Consider the following 18,651-nt stretch of genomic DNA (forward strand, 5'->3'; position numbering starts at 1 on the left):
CCCCTCGTCTTCCGCTCGGGTTTGCTGCACATGGCCTTGGGACGCTACGACTACGAACGCCGTTACCGCCGCCGCTTCTGGGCGGGGTTCGCGAAGTTCGGTCTGTTCGCCGCCGTTCTCCTCGGTGTCGGTCTGTTCGCCTACCAGATGGGCATCGAGCAGCTGAAGGGCCGCGACGTCACGTTGCGGGAAGAGATCTCCACCCTGTCGCGCCAGAAGGCGGAGCTTGAGCTGCTCGCCAGCCAGATGCAGCACGCCGCCCGCACTGCGGAGGCCCGCGCGGCGGAGCTGGAAGCCCGGCTCCAGCGCGAAGTGCCCTCGGGCGATCTCGCGCGGCTGACCGGCCTGGTGTCGGAGCGGCTGAAGGGCGGCATGGACCCCAACCGCCTCGCCTTCGTGATCGCCCAGGTCCAGGCGGTGCGCAATTGCCAGCCGGCGGAAACCAAGCGCTTCGCCCTGGCCACCCCCCTCCTCAAATCGGGCAATCGCAGCACCAGCTTCAACAACGGCGCGGTGACGGTCAGCGGCGAGGGCCAATCGTCGCGCAACGCGCAGGGCAACGCCGAAAGCTGGTTCGACCCGTCGCAGCCGGTGACCATCAAGATCGCCGGCATGGGTGGCAAGGAAACGGTCGCCAAGGGCGTTCTGCCCCTGCACCAGACGGTGGTGCTCGACAACAGCGAGTACCGTTTCACCTTCGCGCCCGGCGCCCGTTCCTTCGTGGAGGTGACCGCCGACCGCTGCCCCTTCCCTTAATCCTCGTCCCGGACGGCGAACGGGCGCGGCGGCTTGCCGGCCATGTGGATGTCCCACATCGTCGCGTAGGCGCGCTCCAGGGCACGGGCGAAGCGCTCGGTGTCGAACAGCGGCGCGCGTTCACGCTCCGCGGTGAGGCGCGCCTTCAACCGGGTGAGGCCGTCCGGATCGCCGGCCAATCGCAAGGCGGTGACTTCATAATCGGCGAGCGAACGGACGGCCAGTTCGGGCAGACCGACGGCGCGCAGCAGGCTCGTCCCGACGCGGGACGCGAACCCTTCCCCCGTCACCGTCAGCACCGGAAGGCCAGCCCACAGCGCGTCGCTGGCCGTGGTGTGGGCTCCGATCGGCGTGGTGTCCAGGAACAGGTCGGCCAAACGGCAGCGCGCCAGATGCTCGGCCGGAGGGCGCCTGGGCGCGAAGACCAGCCGGCTCGCCGCCACGCCGCGGCGTGCCGCCTCCCGCCGCAGATTCGCGCTCGCCTCCGGGTGGCTGTCGAGCAGCCACAGCACGCAGTCCGGCACCGCGCGCAGCAGGCGGCACCACCGGTCGAACAGGTCCGGCGTGATCTTGTAGGCGGCGTTGAAGCAGCAGAAGACCGTGCCCCGATCCGGCAGGCCGCAAGCGGCGCGCGATGGAGTCGGACCGATCGGCCGGCTGCGGTCGTTGGGCTGGTAACAGTCGGGAAGCTGGACGATCCGCTCCGCATAGAAGGGCTGGTGATCGAACGGCGTGACCAGCGGGTCGCCGATCACGTAGTCGATGAAACCGGCACCCATCGTCCCCGGATAGCCCAGCCACTGCGCCTGCACGGGGGCGGGCCGATGGGCGGCGATCTCCGGTCTGGCGTGCTGGGTGTATCCCTTCAAATCCACCAGGATGTCCATGCCGTCCGCCCGGATGCGCGCCGCGGCGTCGGCGTGTGAGCGGTCGGAGATGTCCACGAAGCGGTCGAATCCGGCGGTGAGCCGGCGCCGCATCGGGCCGCCGTCATCGGGGCCATAGCTGTAACCGACAACCTCCAGTTGGCTCCGGTCGTGGCGTTCGATCAGCTCCGCGATGAGGGCGGCGGTGGCGTGCTCGTGATAGTCCGCGGACAGGTAGCCGACGCGCAGGCGGCCGCGCGGTCCGGAATCGGGCTGGGCCGGCATGGCTGCGGTGCCCCGTGTCCGCCACTCCGCGTAGCGGCGGGCGCAGGCCAGTTCCGCCGCCGGTCCGGCGCCTTCGCCAAGGAAGATCCAGGGATGGACCTGCCGTGTCGCGCCGCCACCCATCAGGGCGGCCAGCTGCGCGGAGCGCTCCGCCAGCCCATTCCAGCGGCAGAGATGCCGCATCTGCTGAACGAGCTGGGCAAGCACGCCGCCCGCGTCGGTCAGGCCGAGCGCCAGGGCGCGCTCGAAGGCCGGCAGGCTGTCCGCGAGGCGTCCGGCCTCCTTCACCGCCAGCCCGAGATTGGCGTGGGCTTCGGCCAGATCGGGACGCAGGGCCAGGGCGTTGCGGTAACAGCCGGCGGCCTCCTCCGTCCGCCCCAACTCCTGGACCACCGCGCCGAGATTGAGCCAGCCGGGAACCAGAGTGGGGTCGAGCGATAAGGCCCGGCGCAGCGCCGTCTCCGCCGCCTCGCGGCGGGCCAACGCGCGAAGCAGGACGCCCTGATTGCAGGGGGCCGGGGCGAAGCGCGGCATCAGCCTTGCGGCCTCGCCATAGGCATCGGCCGCCTCCGCGGTGCGGCCCAGCGCCTGGAGCGTCAGGCCCAGATTGAAATGGTTGCCGCCGAAATCCGGCAGCCAGGACAGGGCGGCGCGGTGGTGCGCCTCGGCCTCGGCCGCCCGTCCCTGTCGCCGCAGTCCCTCGCCGAAGGCGGAGCGGGCCACCGCCTCCTCCGGCGTCCCGGCCTCGCCCAGCGCGTCGAGCGCGTCGAACAGCCCGGCCAGCGCCACGGAATTGCCGGGCATGGCGGCCAAGGCCGCACGGCACTCCCCGATCCGGGCGCAGAGGGCGGCGGTCATCGCCGCTGGCGGCCTACTTGCGGACCCAGCGCCCGCCCGACAGCACATATTGGCCGGCGGGGGTGCGCTCGATCAGTTGCTTTCCGGCCAGGGCCTGGACCTGATCCACCGAGGTGCCGTTGCTTCCGGCGATCTCGCGGTAACGGGCGATGCGCTGGGCGTTGACCTGCTCGGCAAGCTGGGCGGCGGAGGCCGGCGCGCCGGGGACCGCTCCGACGAGCCCGTCCGGCCGCTCGCCGATCTGCCCGGCGGCCTTGGCGGCGCCCAGGGCGTCCTGGGCCGGGGCCAACGCAGGAACCGACAGGGCGAGCGCCAGGACCAGCCCGGCGGCGGCAAACATGCGCTTCATGGCTTTTTCCCTCCCTTCGCACCGCCCAAGCTGTCCTGGGCCGGCGGCAGGCCGAACAGGGCCGGATCGTCCGCGATGGCCTTTTCCAGGTCGCGTTCGACCTTCACCCGGACTTCCTGTTCGATCCGGATGTTCAGGTTGATCTCGATGGGCTTGTCGGGAGCCTCGACCTTGACGGTCGGGGTGCAGGCGCCCAATCCGGCTCCCAACCCGGCGATGAGTGCGGCGGTCAGGACGCGCCGGCTTCGAACCGTGTGTCTCATGGATTCCTTCGTTGGAACTCCGTCATGCGGTCGCGGACCGTCTCGGGGATGCGGTAGGTGTCGAGGCTCTGCCGCAGAATCCGGTCGAGCGCGCCGCTCACCTTAAGATTAAGCGCGACCGGATAGCCATCGTAGAATGCCGGGTTGGAGCCGCGGATGGCAATGCCGACCGCCAGCTCTCCGCCGGCCTGCCCCTCGACGGTGGCGCTCAGCGTGTCGTAGCGGAAGTCGGTCAGCGCCCCCATCAGCAGGGCCGTCGGGCTGCCCTCCTCCCCCTTCAGGAAGCCGGGCGGGTTCTCGGGGTCGTAGCGCAGCGTGCCGGGACCGTCGGCCTCCAGCAAACCGCCGTTCAGATGGACCGAATCGGCCCCGATGCGCACCGGCAGGCGCCCGCTGACCGTTCCGCTCGCCTCCAGCCCGTCCACCGCGACCATCGCCAGCATGGGGCCGAGATGGACGCCCTCCGCCCGCAGCGTCACCGTCCCCCGCGGCGCCACCGGATCGATGGTGAAGGGGTCCGCCCGCAGAATGCCGCCGGCCCAATGCCATTCGGCGCGCTCCACGCTCAGCCGACCCTTCGCCCCATAGCCGAAGCGGAGGGTGCCGTCGGTCAGCGGCAACCCGACGTCGAGCAGCTTCACCGCAAGCGTCTGACCCGCCGCGATCACCGGGGGGAGCAGGCTGGGAAAGGACAGCACCCCGTTGATTCCGCTGGCCGACACCGGTCCGAATTGCCCAGCAAGGTCCGCGAGCAGCAGGTCGCCCTGGGCCTTCAACGCCACGCCATCCCAGGTCAGGCGGGCCTTGGCCGTCAGGGTGCCCATCGTCTCGGCGATGGTGCCGGCACCCGTCCAATGGGTGAGGACCGGCAGCCCCTTGGCCGGAGCCGTCAGCGTCGCCTGCCCGCGGTGAATCGCTCCATCGCGGGTCATGGTCAGGCGCAGGGTCCCGATGGCCGTCCCCCGCGGCGTCGCCAGCGTGACCGCGGCATCGCCGAGTTGAATGGTGTCTATGGGGATCGCGATGGAGCCACCGCCCGCCGCGCCACCGCTTCCCGCCGTCCCGGCGGAACCGGTCAACGGGTAGCCGGCGATGCGCAGGCTGCCGTCCTTGACCGCGTCCAGCCGCAGGCGGGCGTCCCCAAGGTCAAGGCGCTCGATTCGCCCTTCCATGAGGGCGTCCAGCGGGTGACGGACGGTGAGGGTGCCGCCAACCGAACCCTGCCGGTCCAGACGGACCAGGGCGCGGGTCCGCTCCACGGACAGGTCGGTCACCGTTACGGCGGCGTCCGGAAAGCCGGCGCGGCGCAGCGCCTGTGTGGCGGCGAAGCCGGCCAGATCGGTCCGGTTCTGAACGAGCAGGGCGACCGCGCCGCCGATCAGCGCCAGTTTCACCAACACCAGCCATCGCCTCAACCGCCGCACGCTTTGCTGCCGCACGCCCTGCCCCTCGCCGTCGAAATCGCCATCGGTCTCTTTCGGGTATGAACACCCGAACGGCAGTGTATCGTCCATCGCGGGCGCGGCGCGACCATGCAGAGTTGCGACAACGGTTGGCCGCCGGTCGGAACCCCGCCGATGAAGGCAGCCCCGCAGGGCGTCTTTGCATCGGCGCCGGTTTCCCCTATGGTCGCGTCCGCGGAATCGGCACATCGGAGTGTTTCGCATGTTGCGGTGGACGCGCATTCTCATGGCGGCACTGTTCGCCACATTCATCTTCGCTCAGGGGGAGGCCAAGGCCTTGGATCCGGAAAACACCCTCTATCTCGACCTCAAGGACGGCCGCGTGGTCATCGAACTGCGCCCCGACCTGGCACCGAACCACGTCGCCCGCATCAAGGAGCTGACCCGTCAGGGCTTCTACAACGGCGTCGTCTTCCACCGCGTGATCGACGGCTTCATGGCCCAGACCGGCGATCCGACCGGCACCGGCACCGGCGGCTCCGGCAAGAAGTTGAAGGCTGAGTTCAGCAACGAGCCGCACGTCCGCGGCACGCTGTCGATGGCCCGCACGCCGGACCCGGACAGCGCCGACAGCCAGTTCTTCATCTGCTTCGCCACGTCCTCGTTCCTGGACAAGCAGTACACCGTCTGGGGCAAGGTCGTCGAAGGCATGGAGTTCGTCGACAAGATCAAGAAGGGCAGCCAGTCCCGCAACGGTCAGGTCAGCGACCCGGACAAGATCGTCAAGATGCAGGTTGCCGCCGACGCCAAGTAACGGCGCCGGAGATGAGGATCGCCGATCACGGCGGTCCTCATTCGGGTGATTGGGGCGGTGAAACCGCGCACCGCCCCGTTTCCCGCCCCGTTCCTCCGGGTCGTCACGGCCCGTTCATCGCCCCGGTCAGCGCCACCAGGAGATCCCGCATGCTGCGGGGACGGTCCTGCCAGCGCATCGAGAGGCCGCTCAACAGAACCTTCTCGAACCCCGGAGGCACCGTGGCACCGCCTTCGGCCAGACGAGGCACCCGGTCGCTCATGAAACGGCTGGTGGCGTCGGGGGGTGTCTTGCCGGTCAGCGCGAAGTAAGCGGTGGCGCACAGCGCGTAGACGTCCGTCCAAGGCCCCTGCTTTCCATCCGGCGCATATTGTTCGGGCGGCGCATAGCCCGGCTTCAGGATCACCGTCAGGTCGGCGCTCTTTCCCGCGGCGTGGCGCGCGGCACCGAAATCCAGCAGCTTGCGGTCGCCGGAGCTGGTCAGGAAAATATTGTCGGGACTGATGTCGCGGTGGATCAGGCCCTGCTCGTGCACGGCGTGCAGCGCCTTGATGATCGGTGACAGCAGGGCCAGCGTCGGGCGCGCGGCGATCCGCCCGCCGTTTTCGGAGACATGCCGCTTCAGAGTCCGTCCGTCGAGAAGCTCCATGACGATGTAGGCGGTTTCGTTCTCCTCGAAGAAGTCCTGAACGCTGACGATCTCCTTGACCTCCCGCAGGCGGGCGAGCATCCGCGCCTCCTCCAGGAATTTCGCCAGCCCCGCGGAGAAACTGTCCGCATGCTCGTCGGAGAAGGGAGCGACGCCCGGCGATCCGGCGACGCGCGACACCAGATTGGTGGGGTAGAACTCCTTCACCGCGACCTTGATCTGAAGCCGTTCGTCCCAGCCGAGATAGGTGGCACCAAAGCCCCCCTGCCCCAGGACACGGCCCACCAGATAGCGGCCCAGCAGCCGCGTTCCCGGAAGCAGATGGACCCCGTTGCGGTTCTGGACGCGGACCGGGTAGCCGCAATCCCGGCACACCTCGCGCGGGGCCTTCGGCGCGAAGCAGGCCGGGCACAGGCCCGACGCGGCGTTGCCGGCCGGCGGCGCATCCATCGTCACCGCGACGGCGCTCACCGGAAGGGCGATGCCGCGGACCGGCGGAGCCACGACGGTGGGCAGCGCCGTCGCACCGCAAGGCTCGAAGGCGGACCGTGCTGTCGCCAAGTCGCGCTGGGACGATGGCTTGGCCGAAGGCAACTGCATCTGGCTCAGACGGTCGAGCAGCTCGTACAGACGGCGAACCTCGGCCTGGGCGATGTCGTCGCCCTGGGCGCCGGCCAGTTCGGCCTGGAACTGCGGCTGGCGGGCCGTCTCCAGAATGTGCTGGCGCAGGACCGAAAGCGCCCCGTGGTCGCCGATCAGGCCGGAACAGGCGAGTTCCGCAAGGCGAATGATCCGGCGGCGCGGCATCGGTTCGATCAGGCGGAGCCGCTGGACGAGCCGGCCCCGCCGGGTGAAGTCATCGACCACCGAATCCGCGCGGGCGGCGATCCGTTCCCGATCATGCTCCGCCAGCGCCGAACCGCGGATGGCCTCCACCGCGCCGGTCAGGGCCTGCCGCACCAGCGCCGTGTCGGGCGTCTGGAGCACCATGTTCTCCACCAGCAGCTCGTTCTTCAGCGCGGCGTCCAACGCGTCCACGATCTCGCCCATGTGCCGCTCCGCGGCGGGCACCGTGGCGACGGCAACCAAGTAGTGGATTCGACAGATCAGGTCCGGCTGCGTTTCGCTGAGCCCCACGATGGAACGCCGGTAGGCGCTCGCCCCGCCTTGTTCCAGCCGGCGGGAGTAGCGGACGGTCAGCGCGTCGGCCATGGCGGACCCGCCGGTCAGCCCTGTCGGGGTCAGCAGATGCCCCATCAGTGCGCGCAGCAGGTCGGCCTCCTGTTCCGCCGTGCCGCGCCCGAGCGTCTGCGGCGCGCGAAGCTGGCGCCGGATGCGCTCCAGCACCATGTCGCGGGCGGCTGGCAAGCGCCCCTGGCGGAACAGGCCGTTAAGAACGCCCAACCGGTTCGGCCCGAACGCCTCCATCGGCACGCGCCCGAACAGAAGGTCGCACAGCCTCACCAGCGGCGAGCCGCCGGCCGGCGTGTTTCCGAACAGCTCCTGCGTCGCGGCGGGCGAGGCCAGCACATCGCCAATCACCTCGTCCAGCACCGCGGACAGGCCGTCCTGCCGCTCCGCCGGAAAAAGCTGGATCAGCGCGTCGAGCTTCGACGCCCAGGTCCGGCAGTCCTCAAGTTCCAGGCAAACCGCCGCGCGCAAATCGAATCCCGCGTCGCCGGTCGGCGATTTTCCCGGCGCGCTGCGCAGGATGAGGTCGATGAGGGCGCGCCCCCGCGCCAATCCGGTGAAGGCGAGTTGGGCGGCACGGGCTTTCGCCACGGTTTCGGAAAGCGCGTTGTCCAGCGCACGGCGGCGGGCCTTCGCCTCCTGGCCGGGAAGGCGGGCCTGCACCGTGGCGATCCGGCCCAGGGCGGATTCCATCAGCGTGGCCTTGGCCTGGAGCGCCTTGATGTGCCGGCTGTTGTGGATCAGCTCCATCGGAGTCAGCACGAGGCTGTCGAGATGCGGACGCAGGACGATGCCGATGACCATCCGCGCCGGCCCGCCATGGTGATCGGCGAGCGTCTGGCACAGCGCCGCCTCGTCGAGCATGCCGGCGGGGCCGGCTGCCCCGGCGGAGACGGGCGTCCTGGAGGCGGGCATTGACACGGGCGGCCTTTGGGCGGGATCGGCGCGGCGGCGGATGGCGTGAACGGTCGGTCATCATCCGCGCGATCCGGTAAACAGCCCGTATACGCGAGCCGAAATGGCCGATCGTTACGGTTGCACGACGACCGGGGATGTTTGCGCAAAGGTGTCGCAAGGGGGCATTGGGCTTGGCCCACGGCACACCTTTGCGCGCAGCCCCGCCCTTCCCTTCCCCTGCGGGCTGTGCGATACCCGAACCGATACCGGCGCCCAACCACCGCCGGCACGAGGTCCGGATGGAGCAGGTCGAGTTGGACCAGGGAATCGGCGACCACAGCCTTACGCTGCATCGCAGCGCTGCGAACGGCTCTCTGGAATGCACGCTGTGCCCACAGCGCGGTGGCGTCGTGGCCCGCCTCGCCTGGCACGGCGCGGACCGAACGATTGACCTCTTGCGGCCGGCTTCCGATTGGGCGTTGCGCCACGGTTCGGCCAACGACATGGGCTGCTTCCCGCTTGTGCCCTTCTCCAATCGCATCGGCGGCGGGCAGTTCAGCTTCGACGGGCGGCGGGTGCGGCTTCCGCTCGACGGCGACGGCAACCCGCACGTCATCCACGGCCATGGCTGGCGCGCCGCCTGGACGGTCGAGGACGCCAGCGCCTCGGCCATGCGCATGGTTTTCCGGCACCCGGCCGACGCCTGGCCCTGGCGCTACCGCGCGACGCAGACCGTGGTGCTGGAGGAGGATGGGGCCAGCCTGACTCTCTCTCTCGTCAACGAGGACGATACGCCGATGCCCGCCGGGATCGGGCTGCACCCCTATTTCCCGAAGCCGCCGGGCACCCGTTTGACCGCCTGGGTCGCCGGCGTCTGGCTGAACGGTCCGACCATCCTTCCGGTGGAGCGCGTGGCGGTGCCGCCCCGCTGGGCCTTTGCGGACGGAATCGTCATGGACCGGACCGTCCTCGACAACGGTTTCACGGGCTGGGACGGAGCGGCCGCGCTGGATTGGCCGACGCTCGGCCGACGGCTGTCGATCGAGACGGAAGGGCCATTCGGCCATCTCATCGTCTATGCCCCACCGGACGAGGATTATCTCTGCGTCGAGCCGGTGTCCCACATGACCGACGCGGTCAACCATCCGGAGGAGCGCGACACCGGCCTGCGCCGTCTCGAACCGGGTGAGGAACTGAGCGGCACCCTGCGTCTTCGCCTGGAACCGCTTGCCTGTTGAGGGCCTGCCGCGAGCGTTACCGGCAGCGGACGAAGGTGGCGCCGAAGGCCGGTTGGTCAAGGCTCAGGAACAGGCGGTCCAGCCGCGGCGCCTCGGCGGCGTCCAGGCGCAGCGTGCCCGCCGGCAACCCTTCCTCCCCGCCGAAGGACAGCCCCTCCGCCACGTCGCCCTCGCCGGGCGCCAGCGGGCCTTCCAGCGGGAAGACGGCAATGCGCGGATCGTGCAGGCTGAAGGCGCCGTCGCCGGTGATCTCCAAGAAGGAGGTCCGGCAATCGTCGATCGGCGTCCGGGTGGCCGGATCGGCCTTGGCCCAGCGGCCGGTCAGGGCCGGCACATCCACCGTGCGCTTCGCCGAGACCGGCTTGGCCTGGCCTTGGCCGATGGGCTGAACCGGGCGTTGCGGGGCGGAGGCGGTGACGGTCAGCGGCTCGTCGGCCAGCGGGGCGCGGCGGGCGGCCAGTTCCAATTCCAGCGCCTTGCTGCGCTCGGCCATCTGGCGTGCCAGACAGGCGGCGCGGTCCTTGCTCTTCTTCGGGTCGGCGAGATCGGTTTCCGCGACCGGACAGGCGGCGTCCCGCCGCTGGACCCAGGCGCGCTGGCCGGCGGCGACCGCCTCCTCACCCGCTTTCCCGGCCTCATCGGTCAGCGCCCGTACCGCCGAATCGAGCATCTCGGCGGTGGCCGCCAGAGACGCGTCGCGGCACAGCAGCAGCGCCACCGGCGTTTCCCCGGCACAGTCCGCAGGCTTGGCGGCCTCCCCGCTGGTGTCCGCCGCCATGGCCGTCCCGGCCATCAGCATGCCCGCCAGAAGAATCGCTGCCCGCATCGCACAAAATCCCTTACGCCGGAAACGCTTCCAGGACGGCCTTCACCTGCCGTTGGAAATCCTGATCGCTGCGATAGCGCGTCAGGACCGTCTTGTCACGCTGAACGAGGAAAAAGATGTCTTCCCGGCTGGGCAGCGAGCGCGGGTTGGGCTTGTCCAGCAGCTCTCCGTTCCAGCCGATCCGCGCCATGAAGTAGACGGCGCGGGAATTCAGCATGAACAGCTTGTTGTCTGGCGCCATCTTCTCCCGGCGCAGCAGCGCGTAAAGGTAGTAGTTCCGTCCATGGAAATAATTCACGTAGATCGATTGCAGTGCGGCAAACCGTTCTTCAGGGCTTGTGTATTTCTTGATCTGCCGCTCCAGCTTGAACCCCGCAAAGAAATACTCACGCGCTTCGTTTTCAAAGGAAAAGGCGGAGCCGCGGTTTTGCGCGAGTTGCTCCCCGTACTTGCGCAGAACGCGCCCCATCAGCAGTTCGAGGAACCGGCGCTCCGCCGCGAGGTCGTCCGGCGTCTGCAGGATCAGTTCGAAGACATGGCGGAGATGATAGGGGTGCCGCACCACGATGACCGGAGCGCCTGACGTCTTGCGCTTTTCCGCTCCCCCCCGCTCCCCCAGCATGGTCGCCGCCGGCGACACCGAGGCGATCACCGAGGAGATGGTGTCCTGGATCTTCCAGCGCCGCTTCACCTGCGCCGATTGCTTGCCGATATGGAAACGCGCCAGACGGCGTTGCCACCGGCTGCGCCAGGTTTCCTTCGGCGCCTTGTGGGTCGGCAGATTGCCGACGACCAGCGGGTTGCCGAGCACGTCCGGCGGCGGCGGCAGCGGGTTGAAATTGAAGTATTTTCCGGTGACGACGCCGCGCGTGGCACCGCCGGGCGCCCCATCGCCCGCCGGAGCACCGCCACCCATGGACAGGCCCGCCAGCGTCGCCATTCCCGATGCACACTCTGCCTGCGTCGTTCCCGTCCGACGGACAAGGCCGGCGGACAGAGATGGGTCTTTATAAAGCGGTCCGGGCGGCGATGAAAGACGCAACCGGTCCAATATGCATCTGCTTGTTTTTTGTGCAACCAGTTCGTGCCGCGTTTGCGAAGGCGCTCTGGTCTGCGCGAACTCTTCGATGGTACTATGCCCACTCCGTGCGGCGGAGAGCCGCAGGGGACCGGCCAGCGCAGACAACGGGTGGAACTTCATGGCGATCCACGTCGCTCTCAACCACAAGACCGTCTACCGTTACGACCGATTGGTCAATCTGGGGCCACAGATCGTCCGGCTCCGCCCGGCCCCCCACTGCCGCACCCCGATCCTCAGCTATTCGCTGCGCGTCACCCCGAAGCACCATTTCCTGAACTGGCAGCAGGACCCGCAGTCCAACTATCAGGCCCGCTTCGTCTTCCCGGAAAAGACCCGCGAATTCGTGATCGAGGTCGATCTCGTCGCGGAGATCGCGGCGATCAACCCCTTCGACTTCTTCCTTGAGGAAAAGGCCCAGACCATCCCCTTCGCCTACGAACCCTGGCTGGAGCGCGAGTTGCGCCCCTATCTGGAGGTGGAGGAGCCGGGGCCGCTGCTGGCCGACTACATGACCGGCATTTCGCGGGAACCGGCGGCGTCCATCAACTTCCTGGTCGACATCAACCAGCGGCTCCAGACGGACATCGGCTACGTCATCCGCCTGGAACCCGGCATCCAGACCTGCGAGGAGACGCTGGGCAAGCGCACCGGCTCCTGCCGCGATTCGGCGTGGTTGCTGGTGCAGATCCTGCGCAACCTCGGTCTGGCCGCGCGCTTCGTCTCCGGCTACCTGATCCAGCTCACCGCCGACCAGAAGGCGCTCGACGGCCCGTCCGGTCCCGAAGAGGACTTCACCGACCTGCACGCCTGGACCGAGGTCTTCCTGCCCGGCGCCGGCTGGGTCGGCCTCGACCCCACCTCCGGCCTGCTGGCCGGCGAAGGGCACATCCCGCTGGCCTGCACCCCGGATGCCTCCTCCGCCGCCCCCATCTCCGGCCTCATCGACGAGTGCGAGGTGGAGTTCGGGCACGAGATGTCGGTCACCCGCATCTATGAGGCGCCGCGCGTCACCAAGCCCTACACCCCCCGGCAATGGGCGGAAATCGAGGCGCTGGGCCACCGCATCGACGAGGAGCTGACCGCCGGCGACGTCCGCCTGACCATGGGCGGCGAGCCGACCTTCGTGTCCATCGACGACATGGACGGGGCGGAGTGGAACACCACGGCGCTCGGTCCCAACAAGCGCAAGATGGCCGCCGACCTCGTGCACCGGCTGGCCAACCGCTTCGCGCCGGGCGGGCTGCTGCATTTCGGGCAGGGCAAATGGTATCCCGGCGAGTCGCTGCCGCGCTGGGCGATGACCGTCTACTGGCGCCGCGACGGCGAGGCGCTATGGGCGAACAGCGACCTGCTGGCCCGCGAGGACACCGACTACGGCCACACCGCGGAGGACGCCGGCGCCTTCCTGGTCAGCCTGGCGAAGAAGCTGGGTCTGGACCCGGCGCTGGTGCTGGCGGCCTACGAGGACCCCTGGCACTATCTGCGCCGCGAATCGCTGCTGCCGGTCAACGTCGATCCGCTGGACAGCAAGCTGGAGGACAAGGAGGAGCGCGCGCGCCTCGCCCACGTCTTCACCCGCGGCCTGAACGAGCCGGTCGGCTTCGCCCTGCCGATCAACCGCAAGGTGACCCAGCAGGGGCCGGTCTGGCTGTCCAGCGCGTGGCCGTTGCGCCAGGAGCGGCTGCTGCTGATGCCGGGCGACAGCCCGGTCGGCTTCCGCCTGCCGCTCGGCTCCCTGCCCTGGGTGTCGCCGCAGGACTATCCTTATTCCTGGGAGACCGACCCGTTCGAGGAGCGGGCGCCGCTGCCGCCGAACCGGGTGCCGCTGCGCCAGCACGCCCTGCGCGAGGAGGCCGGACGCCAGGACGCCTCCCGACGGAACGAGCGCGTCCAGCGCGCCATGGCCGAAGTGCGCAGCGAGATGCCGGAGCACGGCAAGTCCGCCTGGTGGGTGGTCCGCACCGCCTTGACCTGCGAGGCGCGCAACGGGCGCATCCACCTGTTCCTGCCGCCGATGAACACGCTGGAGGACTATCTGGCGATGCTGGCGGAGATCGAGGCGACGGCGCTCGAACTGGACATGCCGGTGGTGATCGAGGGCTACCAGCCGCCGAAGGACCCGCGCCTGAACTCGCTGGCCGTCACCCCCGACCCCGGCGTGATCGAGGTCAACATCCACCCTTCCCACAATTGGGACGAGCTGGTCCGCAACACGCTGGACCTTTACGAGGATGCCCGCCAGTCGCGCCTGGGCGCCGAGAAGTTCATGATCGACGGGCGCCACTGCGGCACCGGCGGCGGCAATCATGTGGTGATGGGCGGCGCCACCGCGGCGGACAGTCCCTTCCTGCGGCGGCCCGACATGCTGCGCAGCCTGATCGCCTTCTGGCAGAACCACCCGTCCCTGTCCTACGCCTTCTCCGGCATGTTCATCGGCCCGACCAGCCAGGCGCCGCGCGTGGACGAGGCCCGCGACGACGCGCTCTACGAGCTGGAGATCGCTTTCAACCAGATCGACAAGGCCGCCGCGACGGGCGATTGCCCGCCCTGGATGGTCGACCGCGTGCTGCGCAACCTGCTGACCGACGTGCAGGGCAACACCCACCGGGCGGAGTTCTGCATCGACAAGCTCTACTCCCCGGACAGCTCGACCGGGCGGCTCGGGCTGGTTGAGTTCCGCGCCTTCGAGATGCCGCCGCATGCCGAAATGAGCCTGACCCAGCAGCTTCTGCTGCGAGCCCTGGTCGCGCGTTTCTGGAAGACGCCCTACAAGGGCAAGCTGGTGCGCTGGGGGACGGAACTGCACGACCGCTTCATGCTGCCCTACTTCGTGCAGCAGGATCTGGCCGACGTCGTCGCCGACCTGCGCGACCATGGCTATCCCATCGAGGAGCGCTGGTTCGACCCGCACATGAACTTCCGCTTCCCGGTCTACGGCCACGTCAACCAGCGCGGCATCTCGCTGGAACTGCGCATGGCTCTGGAGCCCTGGAACGTCCTGGGCGAGGAGCCGGGCGGCGGCGGCACCGTGCGCTATGTCGACAGCTCGGTCGAACGGGTGCAGGTGCGGGTCGCCGGCCTGACCGACGCGCGCTACGCCATCACCTGCAACGGCCGCCGAGTGCCGCTGATCCCCACCGGGACGGAGGGGGAGTTCGTCGCCGGGGTGCGGTACCGGGCGTGGCAGCCGCCCTCCTGCCTTCACCCGACGATTCCGGTGCACACGCCTCTGGTCTTCGACATCCTGGACCAGTGGGCGGGCCGCTCCATCGGCGGTTGCACCTACCACGTCATGCATCCGGGCGGACGCAGCTACGACACCTTCCCGGTCAACGCCAACGAGGCGGAGGGGCGGCGCCTCGCCCGCTTCTTCCCCTTCGGCCACACCCCCGGCCCGATGGAGACTCCGGCGGAGGAGCGCAACCCGCAGTTTCCGATGACGCTGGACCTGCGGCGGGGTTGATCGGGCGTCCCCGCCCCCGGCCGGAATACGCCTTTCGGCCGGGCGGCGCCGATGCGCCGCTTGCATCGGCGGGACCGGGCGTTCACACTCGCTGTGCATTGCACCGCCGTGAACCTACGATCCGACCTTGGCCGACCGCGAATCCCCTTTTCTTGACCCCAGCGCATCCCCTCCGCCGGGGCTGCGGCAGGTGCCGTTCCTTCAGGGGTCGCTGTTCGGCGAGGCCGACGCCATGGGCTATGGCCGCGGCGAGGTCTATGACGAGATGGTCACCGGGCAGGGCCGCCTGCGCCCGCACTGGCAGACCTTCATGGGGACGCTGGGTCCCCTCGACCCGGAGTTGATGGCCGAGCGGTGGGAGGAGGCGCGGCGCCTGCTGCACCAAAACGGCGTCACCTACAACATCTACGGTGATCCCAAGGGGATGGAGCGGCCCTGGCCGCTCGACATGGTGCCGCTGCTGATTCCCTCCCACGAGTGGAAGGCGGTCGAATCGGGCCTGATCCAGCGCGCCACGCTGCTGAACGCGGTGCTGGCGGACATCTATGGGCCGCAGACCCTGACGCGCAGCGGGCGGCTGTCCCCGGCGGTCATCCACGCCGATCCCGGATTCCGCCGCGCCGTGCACGGCATTCCGGTGCCGAACGGCATCCATCTGCATTTCTACGCGGCGGACCTCGCCCGCGCGCCGGACGGGCGCTGGTGGGTGCTGTCCGACCGCACCCAGGCGCCGAGCGGCAGCGGCTACGCGCTGGAGAACCGGGCGGTGCTGGCGAAGGTCCTGCCGGACAGCTTCCGCCATTGCCAGGTGGAGCATCTGTCCCCCTTCTTCGAGGCGTACAAGGAAACGCTGCTGTCGCTGAGCCCGCACCGCGACCAGCCGCGGATCGTTCTGCTGACGCCCGGCCCCTACAACGAAACCTATTTCGAACACGTCTATCTGGCCCGCTATCTCGGCATCACGCTGGTGGAGGGCGGCGACCTGACCGTCCGCGACCGTCAGGTCTATCTGAAGACCCTGTCGGGGCTGGAGCCGGTGGACGTCATCCTGCGCCGCCTGGACGCCGATTTCGCCGACCCGCTGGAGCTGCGCGCCGACAGTTCGCTGGGCGTCGCGGGGCTGATCGAGGCGGTGCGCGCCGGGAACGTCGTCGTGGCGAATTCGCTCGGCTCCGGCTTCCTGGAATCCATGGCGGTCAAGCCGTCGCTGCCCATGCTCTGCCGGCATCTGCTGGGCGAGGAGCTGAAGATGCCCGGCGTGGCCGTGTGGTGGTGCGGCAACGACGACGAGCGCGCCTACGTCATCGAGCATCTCGACGGGCTGGTGGTGAAGCCGGCCTTCCCGTCCCTGTCCTTCGAGCCGATCTTCGGCGCCGACCTGTCGGCGACCGAGCGCGCCGCCCTGGTCGAGCGCATCAAGGCCCGCCCCTGGTGCTACGTCGCGCAGGAGCGGCTGGCGCTGTCCACGGCACCGGTCTGGCAGGGCGGACGGCTGCAGCCACGCCCGCTGGTTCTGCGCGTCTTCCTCTGCGCCCGCCCGGACGGCAGCTACACCGTCATGCCCGGCGGCCTGACCCGCGTGTCCACCGAATCCGGGAAGCTGGTCGTCTCCATGCAGCGGGGCGGCGGCAGCAAGGACACCTGGATCTTGTCCGGGCGCCGGGCCGAGTCGACGCCGGCGACGCCGCGCCCGCAGCCGGCCCAGGACCCTCAGCCGGCACCCAGGGCGGCCTCCGCCGACCTGCCCAGCCGGGTGGCCGACAGCCTCTATTGGCTGGGCCGCTACGCCGAGCGGTCGGAGGGCACGGTCCGCCTGATGCGCTCCACCCACTCCCGCCTGACCGACGGCAGCGTGCCGGGCGCGTCGCTGCAGCTCCGCCCGCTGCTCCATCTGATGGCCTGGGAGGACATGATCCCCTGGGACCTGACGCGCGTCACCGCGCTCGGCGGCGGTCGGGCGTTGCGGGCCGCCCTCTACAGCTCCGTCGTGGACCCGGACCATCCCAACAGCCTGCGCGCCCAGGTGCAGCGGGTGCATCGCACCGCCTATTCGGTGCGCGACCGCCTGTCGCTCGACATGTGGCGGGTCGTCACGATGCTGGAACGGCAAAGCCAGCCGCCGGCGCACAAGCTCGACGCCGCCGCCATGCTGCTGCGGCTGGACGACCTGATGACCAGCCTCGCCGCCATCGCCGGTCTGGAGCAGGAAAGCATGACGCGCGGCCAGGGCTGGCGCTTCCTCGACATCGGTCGGCGCATGGAGCGGGCGCTCCACATCATTTCGGTGATGCGCGGCATCCAGGTCCACGCGCTCGAACGGCAGGAGGAGCCCGTCCAGGTCGCGACGCTGAGCGTTCTGCTGGAATTGGGGGAAAGCGTGATGACCTACCGGTCCCGCTACCTGACCAGCGTGCGGCGGCGCCCGGTGCTGGAACTGCTGCTGGCCGACGACTCCAACCCGCGCGCCCTGGATTTCCAGCTGGCGGCGCTGGAGCGGCATGTCGCGGCCCTGCCCAGCGGGTCGCAGGCCGTGCCGGGCGACACGGCGGCCTCGGCCCGCTCCATCCTTGGCGCCGCCCGTGCCTCCTTGCGCGCGCCGGACGCGCTGGAGTCCGGCACCGCCCTGCACACGCTGCTCGACTCGCTCGCCCTGTCGCTGCCCGAGATATCCAACCTCCTGACCCACGCCTATTTCAGCCATGCCTTTGCCCGACCGGCCTGACCTTTCCCCGACCATGGCCGGCGCGGCCTCCGCTGACGAGCACTCCGGTGACCGTTTCGGCGTGCGCTTCCGCGTGCGCCACACGACCGGCTACGACTATGCCGAGGACGTGTCGGTGTCGCACCATCTGCTGCACCTGACGGCCCGCCCGCACCCGCGCCAGCGCGTCCACCGCAGCGCGCTGACCATCCTGCCGGCCCCGGCGGTGCAGTCGTCCCACACCGACTATTTCGGCAACACCGTCACCTACGTCGCGATGCAGGAGCCGCACCGGCGCTTGGTCGTCACGGCGGAAAGCGAGGTCGAGGTCGGCCCGCCCCCGCCGCTGAACGCCGCGTCCACCCCGTCTTGGGAACATGTGCAGGAGTCGTTGGGCGGTCTGACCGGCCCAGAGGACGGTGCGGACGTGGTCCAGTACCGCTTCGACAGCGCGCTGGTGGCGGCCAGCCCGGCGCTGCAGGAGTACGCCGCGCAGTCCTTCACGCCCGGCCGCCCTGCGGCGGAGGCCGCTCTGGACCTGATGCAGCGCATCCACGATGACTTCACCTTCGACCCCACCGCGACGACGATCGCCACCCCGATGGCCGAGGTGATGCGGCACCGCCGCGGCGTCTGCCAGGACTTCGCCCACATCGTGGTCGGCTGCGTCCGGGCGATGGGGCTGCCGGCCCGCTACGTTTCCGGATATCTGCGCACCCTACCCCCGCCGGGCCGGCCGCGCCTGGTCGGCGCCGACGTCAGCCACGCCTGGGCCTCCGTCTGGTGCGGCGCCGAAACCGGCTGGATCGACGTCTGTCCGACCAACGCGCGCCGCGCCGACCAGGATTTCATCACCATCGCCTGGGGTCGCGATTACGACGACGTCAGCCCCGCCCGCGGCGTCCTCATGGGCGCCGCCGGCCACACTCTGTCCGTCAGCGTCGATGTCGAGCCGCTGGAGGAGAACGGGGCGCCCTGATCCGGGCGCCCCGCTTTCTTTTTCACCGTCCG

The 18,651-nt window shown here is 69.6% G+C and carries 13 protein-coding genes; 6 read left to right on the plus strand and 7 right to left on the minus strand.

Going from position 1 to position 18,651, the window contains the following annotated elements:
- The first annotated feature begins 30 nt into the window (after positions 1–30).
- Entirely contained in the window at positions 31–756 is a 726-nt protein-coding gene (locus JJL56_RS03870; RefSeq protein ID WP_145623507.1) for a hypothetical protein, read from the plus strand.
- Here JJL56_RS03870 and JJL56_RS03875 read toward each other — a convergent pair.
- Genes JJL56_RS03875 through JJL56_RS03890 form a run of 4 tightly spaced genes read right to left on the minus strand, consistent with a single transcriptional unit; the run spans position 753 to position 4,891 of the window.
- Positions 753–2,765 carry an O-linked N-acetylglucosamine transferase, SPINDLY family protein gene (locus tag JJL56_RS03875; protein WP_200484225.1) on the minus strand — a complete coding sequence of 671 codons (2,013 nt, stop codon included), beginning with the start codon at positions 2,763–2,765 and terminating at the stop codon, positions 753–755. The two genes, JJL56_RS03870 and JJL56_RS03875, sit on opposite strands and share 4 nt — an antisense overlap.
- A gap of 13 nt (positions 2,766–2,778) precedes the next feature.
- A complete protein-coding gene (locus JJL56_RS03880) occupies positions 2,779–3,114 on the minus strand; it encodes a YdbL family probable chaperone protein (protein WP_145623505.1) in 336 nt (111 codons plus the stop codon).
- On the minus strand, positions 3,111–3,377 hold the full coding sequence (locus tag JJL56_RS03885) for a YnbE family lipoprotein (protein WP_200484226.1): 267 nt from the start codon (positions 3,375–3,377) through the stop codon (positions 3,111–3,113). Before JJL56_RS03885 ends, JJL56_RS03880 begins: the two co-directional genes overlap by 4 nt.
- Positions 3,374–4,891, minus strand: coding sequence for an intermembrane phospholipid transport YdbH family protein (locus JJL56_RS03890; protein ID WP_247890916.1), 1,518 nt, complete (start codon positions 4,889–4,891; stop codon positions 3,374–3,376). Before JJL56_RS03890 ends, JJL56_RS03885 begins: the two co-directional genes overlap by 4 nt.
- 151 nt (positions 4,892–5,042) lie before the next feature.
- Between JJL56_RS03890 and JJL56_RS03895 the strand changes: the two genes are divergently transcribed.
- Positions 5,043–5,594 (plus strand): peptidylprolyl isomerase, encoded by a 552-nt coding sequence (locus JJL56_RS03895; RefSeq protein WP_145623503.1) that lies wholly within the window; start codon positions 5,043–5,045, stop codon positions 5,592–5,594.
- A gap of 103 nt (positions 5,595–5,697) precedes the next feature.
- Here JJL56_RS03895 and JJL56_RS03900 read toward each other — a convergent pair whose 3' ends face one another.
- Positions 5,698–8,349, minus strand: coding sequence for a serine/threonine-protein kinase (locus tag JJL56_RS03900; protein WP_200484228.1), 2,652 nt, complete (start codon positions 8,347–8,349; stop codon positions 5,698–5,700).
- Positions 8,350–8,630: 281 nt separating this feature from the next.
- Between JJL56_RS03900 and JJL56_RS03905 the strand changes: the two genes are divergently transcribed.
- Positions 8,631–9,569, plus strand: coding sequence for an aldose 1-epimerase (locus tag JJL56_RS03905; RefSeq protein ID WP_200484229.1), 939 nt, complete (start codon positions 8,631–8,633; stop codon positions 9,567–9,569).
- Positions 9,570–9,585: 16 nt separating this feature from the next.
- On the opposite strand, the gene JJL56_RS03910 is transcribed toward JJL56_RS03905, so the two are convergent.
- Together JJL56_RS03910 and JJL56_RS03915 are read right to left on the minus strand one after the other, a co-directional pair.
- Positions 9,586–10,395, minus strand: coding sequence for a lysozyme inhibitor LprI family protein (locus tag JJL56_RS03910; protein WP_145623500.1), 810 nt, complete (start codon positions 10,393–10,395; stop codon positions 9,586–9,588).
- A 13-nt stretch (positions 10,396–10,408) separates the two neighbouring features.
- Positions 10,409–11,596 (minus strand): hypothetical protein, encoded by a 1,188-nt coding sequence (locus tag JJL56_RS03915; protein WP_247890252.1) that lies wholly within the window; start codon positions 11,594–11,596, stop codon positions 10,409–10,411.
- Between JJL56_RS03915 and JJL56_RS03920 the strand changes: the two genes are divergently transcribed.
- The 3 genes from JJL56_RS03920 (at position 11,595) to JJL56_RS03930 (ending at position 18,619) form a co-directional block, all read left to right on the plus strand.
- Positions 11,595–14,939: a transglutaminase family protein gene (locus tag JJL56_RS03920; protein ID WP_200484230.1), complete on the plus strand. Its 3,345-nt coding sequence runs from the start codon at positions 11,595–11,597 to the stop codon at positions 14,937–14,939. The genes JJL56_RS03915 and JJL56_RS03920 overlap by 2 nt on opposite strands.
- A 190-nt stretch (positions 14,940–15,129) precedes the next feature.
- Positions 15,130–17,661 (plus strand): circularly permuted type 2 ATP-grasp protein, encoded by a 2,532-nt coding sequence (locus JJL56_RS03925; RefSeq protein ID WP_345772542.1) that lies wholly within the window; start codon positions 15,130–15,132, stop codon positions 17,659–17,661.
- Positions 17,662–17,674: 13 nt separating this feature from the next.
- Entirely contained in the window at positions 17,675–18,619 is a 945-nt protein-coding gene (locus tag JJL56_RS03930) for a transglutaminase family protein (protein ID WP_145623498.1), read from the plus strand.
- The last annotated feature ends 32 nt before the right edge of the window (positions 18,620–18,651 follow it).

The sequence above is a fragment of the Azospirillum aestuarii genome (genome assembly GCF_016632405.1).
GTDB lineage: Bacteria > Pseudomonadota > Alphaproteobacteria > Azospirillales > Azospirillaceae > Azospirillum > Azospirillum aestuarii.

Bases quoted from the DNA above. Each gene is read 5' to 3' on its own strand.
- JJL56_RS03905 (WP_200484229.1), top strand. From the start codon at position 8,631: ATGGAGCAGGTCGAGTTGGACCAGGGAATCGGCGACCACAGCCTTACG.
- JJL56_RS03900 (WP_200484228.1), bottom strand. From the start codon at position 8,349: ATGCCCGCCTCCAGGACGCCCGTCTCCGCCGGGGCAGCCGGCCCCGCC.
- JJL56_RS03930 (WP_145623498.1), top strand. From the start codon at position 17,675: ATGGCCGGCGCGGCCTCCGCTGACGAGCACTCCGGTGACCGTTTCGGC.
- JJL56_RS03885 (WP_200484226.1), bottom strand. From the start codon at position 3,377: ATGAGACACACGGTTCGAAGCCGGCGCGTCCTGACCGCCGCACTCATC.
- JJL56_RS03920 (WP_200484230.1), top strand. From the start codon at position 11,595: ATGGCGATCCACGTCGCTCTCAACCACAAGACCGTCTACCGTTACGAC.
- JJL56_RS03870 (WP_145623507.1), top strand. From the start codon at position 31: ATGGCCTTGGGACGCTACGACTACGAACGCCGTTACCGCCGCCGCTTC.
- JJL56_RS03910 (WP_145623500.1), bottom strand. From the start codon at position 10,395: ATGCGGGCAGCGATTCTTCTGGCGGGCATGCTGATGGCCGGGACGGCC.
- JJL56_RS03875 (WP_200484225.1), bottom strand. From the start codon at position 2,765: ATGACCGCCGCCCTCTGCGCCCGGATCGGGGAGTGCCGTGCGGCCTTG.
- JJL56_RS03895 (WP_145623503.1), top strand. From the start codon at position 5,043: ATGTTGCGGTGGACGCGCATTCTCATGGCGGCACTGTTCGCCACATTC.
- JJL56_RS03915 (WP_247890252.1), bottom strand. From the start codon at position 11,596: ATGAAGTTCCACCCGTTGTCTGCGCTGGCCGGTCCCCTGCGGCTCTCC.
- JJL56_RS03880 (WP_145623505.1), bottom strand. From the start codon at position 3,114: ATGAAGCGCATGTTTGCCGCCGCCGGGCTGGTCCTGGCGCTCGCCCTG.
- JJL56_RS03890 (WP_247890916.1), bottom strand. From the start codon at position 4,891: ATGGACGATACACTGCCGTTCGGGTGTTCATACCCGAAAGAGACCGAT.